Below are 18,492 nucleotides of genomic sequence, written 5' to 3'. Positions count from 1 at the left end.
TACAACCATAAATTATAAGAAATAAATAATTTGGGTGTAACTAAAATGTCAAAAGTTGCAATTAAAAAAACCTCACCAGAAACCGTTACTAAAGATTACCAGGATCTAATGCACCTGGCAGATTACCATCAGACCCTCAAAAGGGATAAATTAAACATCCTTAAACTGAACTTGTCCTGGACACTCTTCTATCCTGCCTGTTCCACACCACCCTGGCAACTGGAAGGTGTTCTGGAAACCCTCAAAGCTGATAATTACTCCAATTTACTGGCAGTGGAAAACCAGACCGTGGTAACCCATCCCTGGAAGGGTGCTTACTACAACAAATGGCTACCTCTACTTGATAAGCAGGGTGTCACATTCCAGCCCCTCACCGATGTAGAATGGATTGAGTACAAGCCCCGGGCAGAAATGCTGGCCATGGATGAACTCTTCGGAGGAGTGTTAATTCCGGAAATCTTCAAAGACTCCAATGTAATCCACTTCCCCACAGTAAAAACCCACGGCCACACCCAAACCACAGGTGCCATGAAAAACGCATTCGGAGGGCTCATCCCCAAGTACCGACATCACGCCCATAAAATGATACACGAAGTACTGGTGGATCTACTGGCCATCCAGAAGGAAATCCACGATGGTGTCTTCGCAGTTATGGACGGATGTGTATGTGGGAACGGAGCTGGACCAAGAACCATGGAACCATTTTACGGTGAAGTAATACTTGCTAGCAGTGATCAGGTGGCAATCGACGCCCTTGCTGCTAAGGTTATGGGATTCGAACCCTTAGAAATAGACTACATTAAAATAGCCCACGATCGTGGATTGGGAATGGGGGACACTGACCAGATAGAGATCATGGGAATGGATGATGCAGAGATAAAGAACCTTAACTTTAACTTCCAGACTACCAAAAGTCCGGTGATACGCTGGGATCAGATCATCCGGAAAAAAACCATGAAAACACCCATCATCCACAATGCTTTGTTCAATTCCCCCGTCTTCAAGAGCTTCATATTCGCATCAGAATTCTACCACGATCATTTATGGTACCCTACTGTTGGTAAAAAGAAGATCAACGCCTTTAAAAAAACAAGATGGGGTGAACTGTTCCAGAAATATCCCTATGGTGACTTCCCGCAATACACGGAAATCAAGGAATGGGATCCTTATTAAGCAAATCTCTTAAAACTCACCATGAATCAGTTCAACAAGGTATTTACCGTATTCGGTCTTTTTAAGGGTTTCAGCTAATTCTAAAACGGTTTTTTCATCTATCCAGCCGTTATTGTAGGCAATCTCCTCCAAGCATGCCACGAAGAATCCCTGCCTTTTCTGGAGTGCTTCAATATAATTACTGGCTTCCAGCAGTCCAATGTGTGTTCCAGTATCCAGCCAGGCCATACCCCTTCCTAAAAGCTCCACCTTCAACTTTTTCCTCTTTAAATATTCCTCATTAACTGAAGTTATCTCCAGCTCGCCACGATCAGAAGGCTTTACATTCTTGGCAATCTCCACCACACTGTTGTCATAAAAGTACAAACCTGGTATGGCATAATTCGATTTGGGGTGTTCGGGTTTTTCCTCCAAGGATAATACATTACCCTCATCATCAAATTCCACCACACCAAAGGCTTTGGGGTCTCGAACATAGTAACCGAAGATAATAGCTCCTTCCTCCAGGGAGGCTGCCCTTTCCAGAATTTCACTGAACCGGTGCCCGTGGAATATATTATCACCCAAAACCAGAGCCACATTATCCTCACCAATAAATTCCTCACCTACAATGAAAGCCTCAGCCAGACCCCTTGGCTCCTCCTGTTCAGCATAGGAGAATGAAACACCCAGATGACTACCATCACCCAAAAGATCTTTATACAAAGGTAAATCACGTGGGGTGGAGATAATCAGTATCTCCCTTATACCAGCCAGCATAAGCACGGATAGGGGATAGTAGATCATAGGTTTGTCATATATGGGTAGTAACTGTTTGGAAACAGCTTTGGTAATGGGATAGAGTCTTGTTCCAGAGCCTCCAGCTAATACAATTCCTTTCATAAATATTAAACCTCTCTAAACAGTTTATCATGATTTAATTAGGCATATACTAACAATTTAAATATATTCTTGCTTTTAATATTTTATTTTAATTGCAGTTGATAATATATATCTACCATTTAAAAACTGGCATAACCATAAAAATGGTTAAAGATAAAACTTAAACCTTACCTAGAGAAATTTATATGGGTAGTTGGTATGAAACATCAAGATCTAGAACAGAAGGAAACGGTTGATGTTCTTCAGGAAACTAGAAAGAAGTATTCGGATGTTTTAAAGGAACTGAACTATCTAAAATCTATTTTTGAATACACTGAAGATGCTATTATGGGTATGGGATTAGATGGAACTATATTAACCTGGAATCCTGGTGCTGAGAAGATATTTGGTTACACGGCCTCGGAGGCAGTGGGTAACTCGGTAGCTATGCTCATACCACCCTACAATACCGATGAAATATCACTCATCCTGGCCTGGATCAAAAGTGGTGAAAGGGTAAGCCACTACGAGACCATGCGCAGATGCAAAGATGGTTCCATGGTAAACATATCCTTGAGTGTTTCACCCATTAAGGATGCTGCCGGGCAGATTATAGGTGCTTCATCCATAGCCCGTGACATCAGTGCCCAGAAGAAAATGGAACTTAAACTGGAAGAAAGTGAAGAGAAGTTCAGGGAAGTTTTCCACAATGCCAATGATGCTATATTCCTCCATACAATAAATAATGATGGAACACCAGGAAATTTCACCGAAGTCAATGATGTGGCCTGCCAGCGCCTGGGATACAACCGGGATGAACTCCTATCCATGAGTCCATCAGATATTCATAGTTTGGAAACTCGTCAGAAATTATCTCAATTAATGGAGAAAATATTATCCCGGAATACAGCAACCTTTGAAGCAGTGCAGGTAACCAGGGATGGTAAACAAATACCCGTGGAGATAAGCAGCCATCTTTTCAACCTTCGTGGGGATAACATGGTCCTGTCCATAGCCCGGGACATCACCCGTAGAAAAGAAGCTGAAGCCCAGCTGCGCCAGTCACTGGAAGAAAAGGAACTGCTCCTTAAGGAGATCCACCACCGGGTGAAAAACAACCTCATGGTGATAAGCAGCCTTTTGAACCTGCAATCCCGTTACATTAAGGATAAAGCTGCCCTGGCAGTGTTCAAGGAGAGTCAAAACCGGGCCAGATCCATGGCACTAATCCATAAAATGCTTTACCAGTCCACAGACCTTAAATGCATAGATTTCGGGGATTACATTCAAAAACTCACTGCACAACTCTTCCACACCTATGTGACTGGAGATAATATCCAGCTTAACCTGGATGTGGGTAAAATACTCATGGACATCAACACCTCCATACCCCTGGGATTAATAGTCAATGAGTTGATATCCAACACCTTAAAACATGCCTTCCCAGATAATTCACCAGGCGAGATTACCGTTAAATTACATAAAAAAGGTGATATGTTCCATTTAATGGTTGCAGATAATGGGGTGGGATTACCTGAAGGTCTGGACTTTAAAAAATCCCATTCACTGGGAATGCGCCTGGTGAACACCTTGGTGGATCAGATCAACGGTACTATCGAACTGGACCAGACTGAGGGAACCTGTTTTTTGATTAAATTCACTGAAGAAGAATTCACTGATTTAAAGTTGTAAAAAAATTCTCAAAATAACTAATTAAATGAATGATTAAGATTAAAAAAAAGTCTCCTAAAGTCTCTGCAAGTATCTCAATTTTTTCTGTACAAAAAAGGCCTATAATAATGTATTCAGTAACTATGGGGACATTTTCATCAGAAAAAAAGAAAAAAAGGAATGAGTCAGTTAAAATCATACAGGTCACCAGGGATGAGGTGGGCAAACAAATCAGAATTATTTCTTAAAGAAAAAGGCAGATTAGCAGATTATAATAGTAATGATTTCATGGAATACTTTAAAATTCATTTCCAGTGGAAAATACAGACTTGATATAAAGTACAGACTTGGTATATTTATTATGAATACTATAATTCGCACGATACACTAGGAAAGATGATTTAATTATAATTTCATCTGTCTAAAGATCCACTTTCCATGGATTTTCCTTTTTTAAGCCACCGGGTGAACAGGTAAACCACCAGTGTAACAGCCAGGGCCACTAGGGTTATATGGTAGTCATCACTGGGCACCAGATTAAGGGAGAATCCCATCCAGCTTACTGGATAGAATAGCGTCATTCCATTTCCCAACTGAATAAGGAGTAAGTCCATGAGATAATGGGTTGAAATCCCCAGGGATAAAAAGAGGAAAGCTGTTTTTTTCTCCTGGAAAAAAAGGGAGGCAATCCCTGCCATTAAGAATGATCCAACTGGTAAGTGAACTACGTAGATGTAATCCCACCAGTCAAATCCCATTAACTCGAAAAGAATGGAAACTTTTAGCAAGTCTGGAAACACAGACCCAATCATGGCTAAAACTGTGTTTCCAGGGTTAAACTGGGGATACTTTAAGCTAAGGATCCGGCACAAAGTCCAGGCCACACAGACATGAACCACCCAGTCCGGCATTCACCGCCTCCTGAATTCAAATTTTTCCTGGTTAAATTGCCAGTAACGGTTGAAAACATATATTAAAAAGATTAAAACAAGAAAAGAACGAAATAGAAGGAATATGTATTTCCAGTATTCATTAACTTCCATAACCTGCACACTGACAATCTGATTATCCGGACCTAAAACTCCATTTAAAGTAATTTTGTCCTTTAATGAGACTGAAGTGTTGGATATGATGGTCATATAAACCATTTGACCGTTGTAATTTTCTTCAATCTGGAAACTACCATTATTAATCTGGTTAACACTCCCGAAAACATTTACCACTTCTTTCTGGGGATACGAGGCTAAAATTTCCTTGTAAGAGGGATATTTTTTATGATTCTCCTGTTCACTTGCATAGTGCAAACATAAAGCTATCAAGATTATAAATAAAATAATACCAGCTAAAAGGCGATTTTTGGGTGTTTCCAGGTTCAAATACCTACTCTCCTTGATTATACTGGGTTTAATTCATATTTTTTAAAGTCTACTATTTAATTATTTTTTAAAAATGGCCATCTATTTTTAGAAAAAGTTGGTCTTTTATTATACATTTTTTAGATATATTTTTTGTTCTATTGATACAACAAAATACTTGGAATTCTCTTTATAACTCTAAAATTCTCTTTATAATTCTAATAGTTTTCATAATGTTTTATATTAATCTATAGTAATTTATGCAATAAAATAGGAGATTGCCAGTTTATCTCCAAAATTAAAGCAGGATATTAAATCAGGAAAATATTAACGTATTTACTCCATAAGTAAAAATAATAGGTTAGTAGAATTTTAATAGAATTTATGGCTTCTATAATTCAAGTTTTCAGGTTTTTTCTTTATTATTCTTTGAGCAGTTCTCGATAGTACTCTTCCCTTACAGGTTTCAAATCTAGATAAAGAAGCCAGGTTCTTTCTAAAAAACTGGTTCTGGTATCTTCATCTCTGGTGAAAAGAACTTCTCCTTTACTCACCTGATACTGGAAGCTTAAAGGAGCCACATTCAAAACCTTAACATCCACTGGTAAGCCAACCAAACTCTCTAATTCAAGGGAAACTTTAGTTTCATAAGTATAAACATCTTCAATAGAGTCCTCTTTAAGGTATACTGCCAGGTCAACATCTCTAAACCATGAAGAGTCCATGATACTACCATGGATATAGCAGAATAAAATTTCAGGGTGGGTTCTGATTTTTTCAGACAATTTTTTTTTCAAAGAAACTTTTTCCAGTTGGCTAAGCTGGTATGTTTTCAATTCAATCCCAACTCTTTGATTAATTCTTCTAAATCAGAGGTATTTTCAGTTATGATCTGATAAACTCGTTTATCATCCACTTTAGAATACACATGAACTAGTAAATTGCGAAATTTAGCCATTTGAGCAAGTCTATCCCCTAAATCAGGATTTATAATTTTATTCTGTGCTAAGAGAATGAAGCAGTCTGCATAAGTTTCAGGAGTTCTTTCACCGACTTTTGCATTAATATGGTTACAAATAGATATGGCTGCCTCTATGGAGATAATTAGTTCGTATTTGGCAGCTGCAATAAGATGGGGGTCTTCTAAAAATTTTTCAATTCCTTGAGATGTAATTTCTAATAGACTCAATTGAGCCCTTTTTATGTCGCTGGCCTTTTCCAGTAGGAGTTCACGGTTCCATTCCATGAATATCAATATGATTATGGGGGTAAATAAAAATTCCCATATAAAAATTTCATTATCCTGGTTTAGAATCATCAGAAAAAATAGATTACTATTCATTAAAAAGGGTTATGATAGCAATTACAAAAACTCCTCCAAAAAGTAGTAAATATCTTGCCTATTCCTTCCTCGGGAATCGTAATGAAACATCATTAACCTCCCTATTAATGGTCAAAATAACATCATCCCCAGATTTGAATGTCAAACTCTTTCTTTATACTTCTGCTCCTGAAATATTATCTTAAAACATGTTCCCTTATTTTTAACGAGTTCAATAGTACCATCAAGCTGATTAACCAGTGTGTTAACAAGTTGAAGTCCTAAACTATGTGTATTACGGAAATCCAGGTTATCTGGGAAGCCAATCCCATCATCCTTCACAGTTAATAGGTATTGGCCCTCTGTCTGGTTATCCGGGTGTTCATGGAGGGAAATCATGATTTGCCCTTCCTCCTGATTCTGGAAGGCATATTTTAAACTATTGGACACCAGTTCATTTATAATCAGTCCCAGTGGAACCGCAGTGTCAATGCCAAAAAAAACTTCACCAACATCCAGACGGAGGTTAATACCAGCCTTTACTGAGTAACTGTGAAACAGGTTCATGCTCAGACTCCTGATGTATTCAGCAATGTTAATCCTTGCCAGATCAGTAGTCTGGTATAGTTTTTCATGCACCAGGGCCATGCTTTTCACCCTTCCCTGGCTTTCCTGGAGCAGGTTATCTGCTTCATCATCGTTAATATAGCTGCGCTGCAGATTGAGTAAACTGGAGATGATCTGCATATTATTTTTAACCCGGTGATGGATCTCCCTTAATAAAAGTTCTTTCTCCTTCAGAGATTGTTTAATCTTCATTTCTGAATTTTTCCTTTCGGTTATATCCAGAAGGGAAATCACACTATCTTTAGTTCCTGGAATAAGGGACGCTGAAAGCATGATCTGTTTCACATTTTTATTCCGGTCTATGAGACGGAACTCATACTCAGAGGGTGCATTCGATTCAGGATCCCTGCGCATCTTGTGGATTTTTTTCATCATCTCCAGGTCATCAGGGTGTACAAAGTCCATCCAAGTCATTTTACCTCGTATTTCATCAACTTTATAACCAGTGAGTGGTTCACATCTTTTATTGGCACTAGTGATTGTACCATCTTCACTTACGATAATGGTAGCGGTACCTGTATTCTCAAAAATGGTTTTATAATAGGTTTCTGACTTTAAAAGTGCATCCTCAGCTTCTCTACGTTGGGTCTGGTCAATAACTGTACATATGGCTCCGTTAAATTCCCCTTTATATATTTGGGGAATAATCCAGCCGCTTTGATATGACCGCCTCCCCTTAGGGTTGGTTACACTAATAGAATCATAATAAACTGGTTTCAGGGTATTTTTGGCTTTTTTATAATATTTTTTCAGTTCACCAGTTGTTTCATCAGGGAGGTCATTTAAAATATCCAAATTCTTCATTTTTTCTGTACTAACGCCAGTTAAATCTTCCATTCCTTGGTTCATGAAATATAGCTTGTCATTTTTATCAGAAACCCATATTCCCTCATTAATACCTTCTACCAGATTTTCATAGAATTTTTTGATATTCATATGCTTCTGATTGGATTCCTGCCTCTTTTGATCCATTCTGTTAAGCATAAGAGCATTCCAGTAGATTATGGCAAGTAAAAATATCATGGTGATAATAAGGGTGAAAACATCACCAAAGTCTTCACTGTATAAAAATAAGTTATTTCCGGCTTTGATTAAAATCCCCAGAATAAACACAGATCCCAATGTGGTGGGTAACAGGCGTCGGGCCATGTAACCCCCACTGTTTTCAGCGGTTACTCTGCCCATGTAGCTCTTATCTGGGAAAAGGCAGAGTAAACCCACTGAAAGGAATATGTGTAGCAAGGATGATAATAAGGCCATCTTGGCAATAATGTCAAAGGGATAATTAGAACCATAACCATAAAAATATGATAAAAGACCCAGCAAACCTATAAAACCACATATAAATGCAATAATTTGCATCCAGCGAATTTTATACTGGTAAGTGGCCATTAAAAGTGCAGTTCCTAATAAGACGAAATTAAAGGCACTTAAAATTCTGCTTTTACTCAGAACGCTTAGTTGGCCCGGTACAAAATTAGCGAAAATCTGATCCAGACCAAAATTAACCCCAGTAGTGTATTCCAGCAGGGTTAAACCACCCCAAATTAGAACTACCACTGCCAGTATTCTGGGTAAGATTTTTTGTTTTGAGTTTAAATGGATATTAAGAAGGTAAAGTGCAGATCCGGCCGTGATAAATATAAATGCAGAGTTAAGTTTGGTGCCAGGGTATCCTAAAAATTCACCACGGAGAACTGGCAGGTTTAAAAACCATCCCAGAACTGCTAAAACTCCCAGTACTATTACAATAATTGCTAAACCCTTAGAATATACTTTAAAAAGTTTAATACGTTTCAAATAAATGGAAAGTTGCGATTCATCATATTCCAGGGGCATATCACCTGCTGATGATAGATTACTAATGCTCTGATTTTCCTTCACCCAAGAATCTCCCCTTTTTAAAAATACTTAATTTTTTAACAATTACCACCTAATGCCACTTCATTTTCATTATTTCATTTTTATTGTTTTACTATTCTATATCTTTTTTCCAGATATCTTAATTAAATGATTAAAGCAAATCCTAATGAAATCAAATGAAATATATTAAATAACAATTCTAACTTTTGATGAGATTAGAATCAGTTTTAATACGATTAAGGGGTTATAATAGGTTTTTATTATCTTTTTTTTTATTGTTTTTGCATTAATTTTCTTATGGAGTGGTTTTAGTGATCTTGTTATCTTATAAAAAATTTTTATAAAAAATTTATTTACTTTGAATTCACATATATGATTTGGTGATGATATGGAGAAAACATTAGAAAACCTTACTAAAGCATTTATTGGTGAAAGTCAGGCTAGAAACCGTTACACCTTCTATGCCAAACAGGCTAAGAAGGAGGGTTACCCTCAGATTTCTGAACTATTCCTTGAAACAGCTGATAACGAGCGAGAACATGCTAAGTGGTTATTCAGGCTTATCCAACAACTTAAAGAAAAGATGGGTAAGGATCTGGATGCAATTCATGTGGAAGCCGAGGCTCCCTTAACTTTGGGAAGCACGGTTGAGAACCTCAAGGCTGCCATTGAGGGAGAACACTATGAAAACACTGAAATGTACCCTGAATTTGCCAGAGTAGCCAAGGAAGAAGGTTTGGATGATATTGCTCAGAGATTAAGTTCCATTGGGAAAGCAGAAGTTCATCACGAGGAAAGATACATTAAACTCCTGGAACAGGTGGAGGCTGGAACACTCTTCCAGAAAGAAGAAAACGTCACCTGGACTTGCCTGAAATGCGGATACTCTGTCACTGGAAAACAACCTCCAGAAAAATGTCCTTCATGCGACCATCCAACTAAATACTTCATCATACGATGTGAAGAGTACTAGATGGATGATATGAATAGCAGGAAGGTGAAATAGATTCTCTTAGGGACTTCACTCAGCAGTCGTCTAATTCCATTGCATCTATAATCTAAGAAGTCTATTAAAATTTCTCAAGTGCAGTTTAAAATTTTCTCATCCCAAAAAAAAATCCAAAAAAATTCTATAGATGCTTGAATTGGGAATATGATGGTGAAAAATTAAATATCGAGGTTCAAATGACAGAAAAAGAGCAGGTATATCGTTGTGATGTCTGTGAGAACATAGTAACTGTTCTTTCTCCCGGGAATGGGAATCTGGTTTGTTGCCATGTTCCCATGAAACTTTTAAATGAAAAACACTCAGAAGACATGTCTATTAAACACAAGCCCATCATAGAAAAACAGGAGGGGATTGTTAAAGTGAAAGTGGGAGAAAATCCCCATCCCATGGAAGAAAACCACCACCTAGAATGGGTTGAAATTCGCACTGGAAATCAGTTATTCATGGTGTTTTTAAAACCTGGGGACCCACCAGAAGCTGAATTCCCAGCTTCAAATGACCAGGAAATCGTAGCGCGAAGTTACTGTAATATCCACGGCTTATGGAAATCCTGATTGATACAATCATCCTTTTTTTGTTTTTTTTAAAGGACGAGTTCAATCTAAGAGATTAGTCATAAAAAGAATTCACTATTCTACTTAATGTTTGCTTAAAATTCTTATATTTTTGATAAATCTAGAAATATTCCATTAGAAATAGACAAATCACCTTTATTCATTTTAAGCATTTCAAATTTTAGTTATTTCAGATTAATAATATTTTTATTAGAAGATAAAATCTCAAGAGTACAACGGATGTTGTACGATTAGAATAGATTATAAACCATTAGAACAGAATAAAATTATAAGCCACAGCTTAAATTAAACTATTATATAATAAATAAAACATAATTAAATATAAATCCATTTAAATTTTTAAAAAAAGCTATTAACTATCCGTTTGTTTGAATAATGTAGCAGGTGTTTCATGCGTAGAATACTTATAATTCTGGCACTGGTAACTGTAACCGTTTCCCTATCTGGATGTTTAGGTTCGCAGTTGAGTCAGATCAATCAGCTGAGTGACACAATAAACAATCATCTGAGTGCAGGAGATACTTACTTCAACCAGGCAGCCACCAGCACCAATAAATATCAGTACAATGATGCCCAGCAACAGATCAATAATGCCAGTAATGAATTCAATATGGCCAAATCATCTACACAGGAAGCAATGTTCTATGCTAAAAGCCTTCAAGATCAGATCTACATCAATTACTTGCAACTGACTCTTCAGCAAATAGATGCCAAGATCAATGCCACCAATGAACTCAAAGTAGCCATTCCTTTATTCATGAGAAATGACACTAAAACTGCCAATTCCCATGTGGATCTGGCCAACCAGTTTATGAGCAAATCACTGGAATACCAGCAACAAAAGAATGAACTGGTGAGGCAGAATCCTGCTAAATTCAAATCTTCTTGAATTTTTCACGCTTGAAGATAAATAATTATATCAGCACCTGAAAGAGGAAAAGTAAGTCATCTTTTAATGTTAGTCGTATTTAGATAAATAAGAAGATAATATTGGTTTCATTTAGGTAGAATTCATTAGGAATGTATTTCATAAAAGGCTCTCTTCAAAATATATGGAGATTATGAGATCGTATTTTTATAAAAATTGAGTAAATATCACAATATATCAGTAATAACTATTTTTTTGAGGTATAATTCATGAAGAAGACATGTTCACATTGCAAGGGCAGGGGACGCACAGTTTCCAGCTATAAAATATGCGAAAACTGCCATGGAACCGGGGTCACCGGCGAAGTAAATCTTAAAAATCATCTGAAAGGCCTTTCAGGAGGGGCTAGAAAACGCTTTGAACTTGACGAGGAACAGGAAGTACCCTGTTCAGTTTGTAATGGAAAAGGAGAAGTTGAAGTAACAGAAATATGTCCTGAATGCCAGGGAAAGGGAGAGTTGATTCAGTGCAGCAAATGCGGTCGGCCCATAGAATCTGGAGACTACTGTGAAGACTGCCGGGATAAACATGGAAAAACTCCGGTTTACATCTTACATCCAGCATCCGAACTCCGGGATCTGGAATTAGGAGAACACTACAAGGGAAAGATCACCCGAGTCGAGGATTACGGTGTATTTGTAAGTTTATCTAAGAAATTATATGGATTGCTGCGTCTTAGAAACCCTCCTTACAGTGTGGGTGATGAGTTAATTGTGCAGGTTATGGAAATAAAACACAACAGGGGTGAAGTGGATCTCTCACCAGCAGCCATCAAAGGGACCTACGAACTTGTTAAACTAAAAAAGGAAATGCCCCGCACTTGCATTGCAGACATAACTCCGAAGATGAAGGGACAAAATGTGCGTTTGGTAGGTGAGGTAATCCAGATCCAGCAGACCAGTGGTCCCACTATTTTCACAGTCTCCGATGAAACTGGTATAACCTGGGCAGCCGCCTTTGATGAACCCGGAGTAAGAGTCTACCCCAACATAAACATCGACAACATGGTGGAAGTCTTGGGTGAAGTCTCACTACACGGTGGTAAGATCCAGATAGAATCAGAATCCATTGAAAGATTACATGGTCATGAAGCCACTGAAGCCAGAAAAATCATTGATGAAGCCATAGACAAGCGTGCTGAACCTGAAAACACGGAATTAATTCAGGAAGCACCCATCATTCAGAAACTGAGACCGAGATTGGTTGCTGCAGCTAAGTCCATCCGCAGAGCAGTAATGGACGGTAGGAGTATTCTGGTCCGTCATCATGCAGATGCTGATGGTATATGCGCCGGGATAGCCGTGGAAAAAGCCGTTATACCTTTACTCCAGGAGATCAACCCGGCCAATGATGCAGAATGGCATTACTTCCGCCGTTCTCCCAGCAAAGCACCATTCTATGAAATTGAAGATGTGGTTAAAGACCTGAGCTTCGCCTTAGAAGACCTGGAACGTCACGGTCAGAAGTTACCACTGATAGTACTCCTGGATAATGGTTCCACTGAGGAAGACATACTAGCCCTTTTAAAGGTTAAAATCTACGATCTGGAAGTGGTGGTGGTTGACCATCACTATCCTGGAGAAGTCACTGAGGGCCGAGTTGCAGTTGATGAATACGTGGATGTGCATGTAAATCCCTACCTGGAAGGAGGGGACAGTCAGGTCACAGCCGGTGCTCTGGCAGTGGAACTGGCCCAGATGATCAACCCCCAAGTTAAAGACAGACTCCTCCACTTACCCGGGATTGCAGCAGTGGGAGATCACGCACGATCACCGGAAGCAGAATGGTATATTAATCTTGCCAAAGAAAAAGGTTATGATCGAGATGATCTGGAGAAAATAGCCACAGCAATAGACTTTGAAGCATTCTACCTCCGATTCATGAATGGAAGGGGTATAATGGACACCATACTGGGACTGGGAAACCGTGAAAAACACACCAAACTGGTGGACGCCCTTTACACTGAATCGCAGAGGAGGGTGGAATGGCAACTGGCTGCTGCCATGCCCAACCTGAAAACCCAGAAATTCCCCAATGGAATCATTTTCAATGTTCTGGATGTGGAAAAATACGCTCATAAGTTCACTTTCCCCGCACCTGGGAAGACCTGCGGATTCGTACACGACCAGATGGTACAAAAACATGGAGAAGAAACACCCATAGTCACCCTGGCATACGGGCCTGATTTTGGTGTTATCCGGGCTACCGATGCTGTCAATGAGATTTTTGGGTTTAACCTCAACACTATAATCCTTAAACTGGTCGGTGAAATACCAGAAGCAGGGATTGATGGGGGAGGTCATGAATGTGCAGGTAGCCTGAAATTTGTGGAAGGCCTTTCCAAGAAGGTTCTGCAGAATTTCGCTGCTTCAGTTGCTGCACTAAAAAGACCGTGATCTGTTTAAAATTTTTTCCTAGAGTATAAGCTAGGTCAATAAACTCTTCCCATGAGCATAATCATTTCTTCCAAATTTTCTTTTTTCTTCCTAATATTTAATCATCTATTTCCTTATGTTTAGTCTACCTTCGCCAAGTGTATTTTTTTCTCCATTTTTTATTTGTTTATCGTAATTCATTTTTTATGAAGTAAGACTCATTTTGTGACAATGTTCACATAATCTACCTTGAATGTTTATGATTGTGTGAAATACAATAGTTAAAGTGGAAATTTATTATTCCCAAAGAAATGTAAATATTAAAATAGACCAATGATGAAAAATTAGTATTAAGTAGTGCACAATGGGGATGATATTAATGTCTAAAAATGGCAAACTATCCAGTGGTATACCTGGTTTCGATGAGATATTAATGGGTGGATTTGTACCCCAAAGAAGTTATCTTCTACGGGGGCTGCCAGGAACTGGTAAAACTGCTCTGGGGATGCATTTCCTCACTGAAGGGGTTAGAAATAACGAAAAAGTATTATTCATTAACATGGGAGAACCAACAGCCCAGGTGAAGACCAATGCTCAGAAAATGGGTTTTGACACTACAGGGATTGATTTCCTGGATCTAAGTCCAGATGAAGATTTTTTTGCCAATATGGAGGCTTACGACATATTTTCACCAGCCGAGGTTGAGAGGGAGTCCACCACATCCCAGATCATAGAAAAAATTGAATCCATTAAACCCAACCGGGTATTTTTAGATCCCATCACCCAGTTCAGATACCTCTCAACTGACGAATTCCAGTTCAGAAAACAGGCACTGTCTTTCCTACGTTTTTTAACTGATAAAGGAGCAACAGTTCTTTTCACATCAGAATTCAGTGATCATGACCCGGATGATGACCTCCAGTTCATGTGTGATGGTATTATAAATCTGGAGTTCTTCTCTGAAGGTCGAAGTATATCCATCAGTAAATACAGGGGTTCTGGGTTCCGTTTTGGTGTTCATTCCATGCGTATCACTCCTAATGGTGTGAAGATTTACCCAAGGCTACGCCCCAAGGTGGTGGAAAAGGAATTCACACAGGAAACCATATCCTCCGGTGTTCCAGAGATGGACGAACTCCTGCATGGTGGTATTGAGAGGGGAACAACCACTATAATAAGCGGACCCAGTGGTGTGGGTAAAACCACCGTGGGAATACAGTTTATGAAGGAAGCAGCAGGACGCGGAGAACGATCCGTGGTATACACCTTTGAAGAAAGTGAGGAAAGCCTAATAAACCGCTGTGAATCTATAAACATACCTGTTAAAAGTATGATTAAAACAGGAATGCTTTCTGTAGTGCCAGTGGAACCTTTAAGATACTCTCCTGAGGAATTCGCCCAACTGGTGCGTAAGGAAGTAGATGATAACAACTCCAAGATTGTGATGATTGACAGCACTTCTGGTTACAGTCTATCCTTAAGGGGGGAAGATCCAGTTAGCCATCTCCACTCACTGGCCAAATATATGACTCGTTCGGGAGTGACGGTGATCCTCATAAATGAAGTAGAAAACATCAGTGGAGACCTTAAAATCACCGAAATCGGAATCAGTTACTTGGCAGATAATCTATTATTCCTCAGATACTTCGAGACTGAAGGAGAACTGCACAAGGCAATTGGAGTCCTTAAAAAACGTCTTAGTGACTTTGAAAAAGGTCTTCGTGAATTGAGTATCACCCAGTACGGAATAAGGGTAGGTCAGCCACTAACTGATATACGCGGAATAATCAGTGGCACACCAGAACTCAAAAAGAACGATAAGAATGATTAGGGGTGTTTTAAATGTCTAAACCCCTTATCCTAGCTTTAAACCGCAACCAGCGCAATAATGATATTCTAATCAAAATTTTAAAAAAAGAGGGTTACGATGCTTATGGGTTTCAGGATCCCGCAGAACTGGATAAGGAAGTTCAAAGGAGGGAAAAAATCAACCTGGTGCTCATGGACATTTCTGGTTTTAACCGAAGTGTATGGGAATCCTGCGAACGTCTCAGGACTTTAGAAATCCCTTTTTTGGTCCTCAGCCCTCAACAACACCAGGCTGTGGAAAAACAGAGTATGATGCATGGTGCCCATGGTGTGCTGGTCAAACCTCTGGTGGTAAAAGAACTTTTAATCCTTATAAAAAATTTAATTGGAGAATAGGTTAATAAAGAATACTTAAATAAAAAATAGTTAAATAATAAATTTTCCTACGGAATCAAGAGTTACTTTTTCATATTAGGAGGATTAGAATGGAAGGGGCAGAAAAAATACTGATATCCATGGTAAGCCAGAAAAACAGTGAAATGTTAGGAGAGCTTCTGGGCACGGAATATAATATTATCTACCATGACTCACCTATCCCCGAGGATGAAAAAGACTCCGTCAGTCTTATAATCATGGATTTACCATCATGGGCTGCTAACAGTAAAGATTTACAGTTAAGAAAAGAAAATGAGAAACCACTTTTTCTCCCCTACCTGTTAGTTGTATCTGACAGTGATCTGAAGAAGTTGAGTGGTGAGATGTGGGAAAGTTTTGATGAAGTCATCACCGTACCCATTACCAAGATGGTACTTCAATCCAGGGTCCATGTTCTGCTGCGCACACGGCGCCTCTCGGTTCAGGTTAACCAGCTCCTGAAAGATAAGGAAATGCTTATGAAAGAGATTCACCACCGGGTGAAAAACAATCTTATGGTAATATCCAGTCTTCTAAGCCTACAATCTAATTATATCAAAGATGAAGATGCTCGCGGAATCTTCAAAGAGAGTCAAAACCGTGTTAAATCCATGGCACTTATCCACGAACGTCTTTATCGCTCTTCTGATCTCAAAAGTATAGATTTTCCAGATTATATCAGATCACTTACCCGGGATATTTTTAACACCTATTCCACTGAAAAAGGACGGGTAAGTCTAGAACTAGATGTGGAAGAGGTGATGATTGATGTTAACAATGCCGTACCACTAGGGCTTATGATAAATGAGATGGTAACCAACAGTCTGAAATATGCATTCCCTGGAGAAAGGAAGGGCACCATCAAAATAGCTTTCCATAAAATAGATGATGAATACCTTCTGGAGGTTAGTGACGATGGGGTGGGCATTCCTGACGATTTCCAAATTGAAAAAAGTGACAGTCTGGGGATGCTACTTATTAACAGCTTAACTGCCCAGCTTCAGGGAAAACTGGAACTTAAAAGCCATCCTGGTACAACTTTTACCATTAAATTTAAGGATCCTCAATTTAATTAGTTTAAGGAATCATTCACTCAATTCCCATTAGTTCACTACTTTTTTAAGTTTTCCATTCATTCTTATAGTCAACCAAAAGGTTAATGGAAGTTATAATAACATATACTCAACTAAAAGGGAGAAAGTTATAAACAATAAATGGGGACCATTAAATGGGTTTAAAAGGGAACTTCAACTTAAGATTATTTAAAGGGTGCCTTAAGTATTAAAGTTCCACTATCAGAGATTTGTTTCGGTAATATTCATATAACCTGTTACCCCAGGATACAGCGTCCGGGTCATCACTAACTAGGTCACGGGTATTATCGTAATCTCCCTTTTGATAGAATAATCCTAATGACAAATGTTTATCAGTAACTGTGAATGCTACCTTCACATCCTCATTAATAACATATAATTTGACCTTTTCTTTAGATATGGATTCTTTAAGATCCTTTAAACTTTCAGCATCTATACCAGCTAAGGTCTGTTTTAAAATATCATTGGTTAATATTAGTTCAACTCTGCTATCGTTTTTAACAATTAGCTTCATGAACAAATCAATGTAGCTGGAACGGAATATTGGGGAAACTCCCTTTACATATTTTGATTCAGAAACTAATTTTTCATAAACTTCATGGGGTTTGAAAATCTCTCCAGACTCTGATTCAATAAGAGTGGAATTTTCCAGGTCACCAATACTCTTAATCAATTCTGGAGGTATGCTACTAATTTCATGATCCACCCATAATTGATGGAACTTGTTGACGGAGGCAGTTGTTTTAATGTTTTCTATTAAGTTAAGGGTTATAATGGTTCCAAGAGGTGATAAAACATATTTATCCCCGTCTTTGGTGGTTATTTTTCTTTTTTCAAGATTGCTAAGGTTGTTTGAGATGGTTGAACCACTTATTCCAGTAGCTTTTTTGATCTCTGCCATGGTTTGAATTCCTTCACTCAAACAGATTAAAAGTTTAACCCTAACTGATGAACTGGACGCATACCTCATGAGATCCTTGTTTTCTTCATATACTTCTAGATAGTTATGAGTAATATAAATCGCCTCCAATATTATTATTAAAATAATCGAAAATTACATTACAAATGCAATATTAACTGATTATAATTACTTTAAACAGTTTATATCATAATAATATACGTAATTAAGATCAAATTTATAATTATACTTATTTTTATTTTATTATTAATTCATTTTATTATTAATATTCATATGCTTTACTTTAATAACTTACCAATCTAACTTACAAATTTTATATATTCCTGAGTAGAAAATCAATCACCTTATTTAATACGTGACCATCCAGTAACAACTATCCTATCTAAATAATAACTATCCTATCTAAATAATAACTATCCTATCTAAATAATAACTATCCTATCTAAATAATAACTATCCTATCTAAATAATAACTATCCTATCTAAATAATAACTATC

At 38.1% G+C, this 18,492-nt stretch carries 16 protein-coding genes; 9 read left to right on the top strand and 7 right to left on the bottom strand.

Annotation, left to right across the window (positions count from 1 at the left end):
• The first annotated feature begins 45 nt into the window (after positions 1-45).
• Complete coding sequence (locus HVN35_11130) at positions 46-1,173, top strand: DUF362 domain-containing protein (GenBank protein NYB53094.1); 1,128 nt, start codon at positions 46-48, stop codon at positions 1,171-1,173.
• A 9-nt stretch (positions 1,174-1,182) separates the two neighbouring features.
• Here HVN35_11130 and rfbA read toward each other — a convergent pair whose 3' ends face one another.
• Positions 1,183-2,055, bottom strand: coding sequence for a glucose-1-phosphate thymidylyltransferase RfbA (rfbA, locus tag HVN35_11125; GenBank protein ID NYB53093.1), 873 nt, complete (start codon positions 2,053-2,055; stop codon positions 1,183-1,185).
• 198 nt (positions 2,056-2,253) lie between these two features.
• On the opposite strand from rfbA, the gene HVN35_11120 reads away from it, so the two are divergent.
• Entirely contained in the window at positions 2,254-3,726 is a 1,473-nt protein-coding gene (locus tag HVN35_11120; GenBank protein NYB53092.1) for a PAS domain S-box protein, read from the top strand.
• Positions 3,727-4,118: 392 nt separating this feature from the next.
• On the opposite strand, the gene HVN35_11115 is transcribed toward HVN35_11120, so the two are convergent.
• The 5 genes from HVN35_11115 to HVN35_11095 all read right to left on the bottom strand — a co-directional run bounded on the left by HVN35_11115 (position 4,119) and on the right by HVN35_11095 (position 8,847).
• Complete coding sequence (locus HVN35_11115) at positions 4,119-4,616, bottom strand: hypothetical protein (protein ID NYB53091.1); 498 nt, start codon at positions 4,614-4,616, stop codon at positions 4,119-4,121.
• Entirely contained in the window at positions 4,617-5,081 is a 465-nt protein-coding gene (locus tag HVN35_11110; protein ID NYB53090.1) for a hypothetical protein, read from the bottom strand.
• Positions 5,082-5,482: 401 nt separating this feature from the next.
• Positions 5,483-5,896: a nucleotidyltransferase domain-containing protein gene (locus tag HVN35_11105; GenBank protein ID NYB53089.1), complete on the bottom strand. Its 414-nt coding sequence runs from the start codon at positions 5,894-5,896 to the stop codon at positions 5,483-5,485.
• Positions 5,893-6,306, bottom strand: coding sequence for a DUF86 domain-containing protein (locus HVN35_11100; GenBank protein NYB53088.1), 414 nt, complete (start codon positions 6,304-6,306; stop codon positions 5,893-5,895). Before HVN35_11100 ends, HVN35_11105 begins: the two co-directional genes overlap by 4 nt.
• A 237-nt stretch (positions 6,307-6,543) precedes the next feature.
• Positions 6,544-8,847, bottom strand: coding sequence for a PAS domain S-box protein (locus HVN35_11095; protein NYB53087.1), 2,304 nt, complete (start codon positions 8,845-8,847; stop codon positions 6,544-6,546).
• Positions 8,848-9,259: 412 nt separating this feature from the next.
• On the opposite strand from HVN35_11095, the gene HVN35_11090 reads away from it, so the two are divergent.
• The 7 genes from HVN35_11090 to HVN35_11060 all read left to right on the top strand — a co-directional run bounded on the left by HVN35_11090 (position 9,260) and on the right by HVN35_11060 (position 17,057).
• On the top strand, positions 9,260-9,844 hold the full coding sequence (locus HVN35_11090; protein NYB53086.1) for a rubrerythrin family protein: 585 nt from the start codon (positions 9,260-9,262) through the stop codon (positions 9,842-9,844).
• 212 nt (positions 9,845-10,056) lie between these two features.
• Positions 10,057-10,434: a desulfoferrodoxin gene (locus HVN35_11085; GenBank protein ID NYB53085.1), complete on the top strand. Its 378-nt coding sequence runs from the start codon at positions 10,057-10,059 to the stop codon at positions 10,432-10,434.
• 412 nt (positions 10,435-10,846) lie between these two features.
• Complete coding sequence (locus tag HVN35_11080) at positions 10,847-11,344, top strand: hypothetical protein (protein ID NYB53084.1); 498 nt, start codon at positions 10,847-10,849, stop codon at positions 11,342-11,344.
• A gap of 248 nt (positions 11,345-11,592) precedes the next feature.
• Positions 11,593-13,779: a DHH family phosphoesterase gene (locus HVN35_11075; protein NYB53083.1), complete on the top strand. Its 2,187-nt coding sequence runs from the start codon at positions 11,593-11,595 to the stop codon at positions 13,777-13,779.
• A 358-nt stretch (positions 13,780-14,137) separates the two neighbouring features.
• Positions 14,138-15,589 carry a recombinase RecA gene (locus HVN35_11070; GenBank protein ID NYB53082.1) on the top strand — a complete coding sequence of 484 codons (1,452 nt, stop codon included), beginning with the start codon at positions 14,138-14,140 and terminating at the stop codon, positions 15,587-15,589.
• Positions 15,590-15,600: 11 nt separating this feature from the next.
• Entirely contained in the window at positions 15,601-15,963 is a 363-nt protein-coding gene (locus HVN35_11065) for a response regulator transcription factor (protein NYB53081.1), read from the top strand.
• Positions 15,964-16,052: 89 nt separating this feature from the next.
• Entirely contained in the window at positions 16,053-17,057 is a 1,005-nt protein-coding gene (locus tag HVN35_11060) for a sensor histidine kinase (protein NYB53080.1), read from the top strand.
• A gap of 205 nt (positions 17,058-17,262) precedes the next feature.
• Here the strand turns inward: HVN35_11060 and HVN35_11055 are convergent, their stop codons facing one another.
• Entirely contained in the window at positions 17,263-18,105 is an 843-nt protein-coding gene (locus tag HVN35_11055; protein NYB53079.1) for a winged helix-turn-helix domain-containing protein, read from the bottom strand.
• Between the last annotated feature and the right edge of the window lie 387 nt (positions 18,106-18,492).

The organism is Methanobacteriaceae archaeon, assembly GCA_013403005.1.
In the GTDB taxonomy this organism is placed as follows: Archaea; Methanobacteriota; Methanobacteria; order Methanobacteriales; family Methanobacteriaceae; genus Methanobacterium.
The sequence above is the reverse complement of the archived record's forward strand: the minus strand, read 5'-3'. Positions and strand labels throughout refer to the sequence as shown.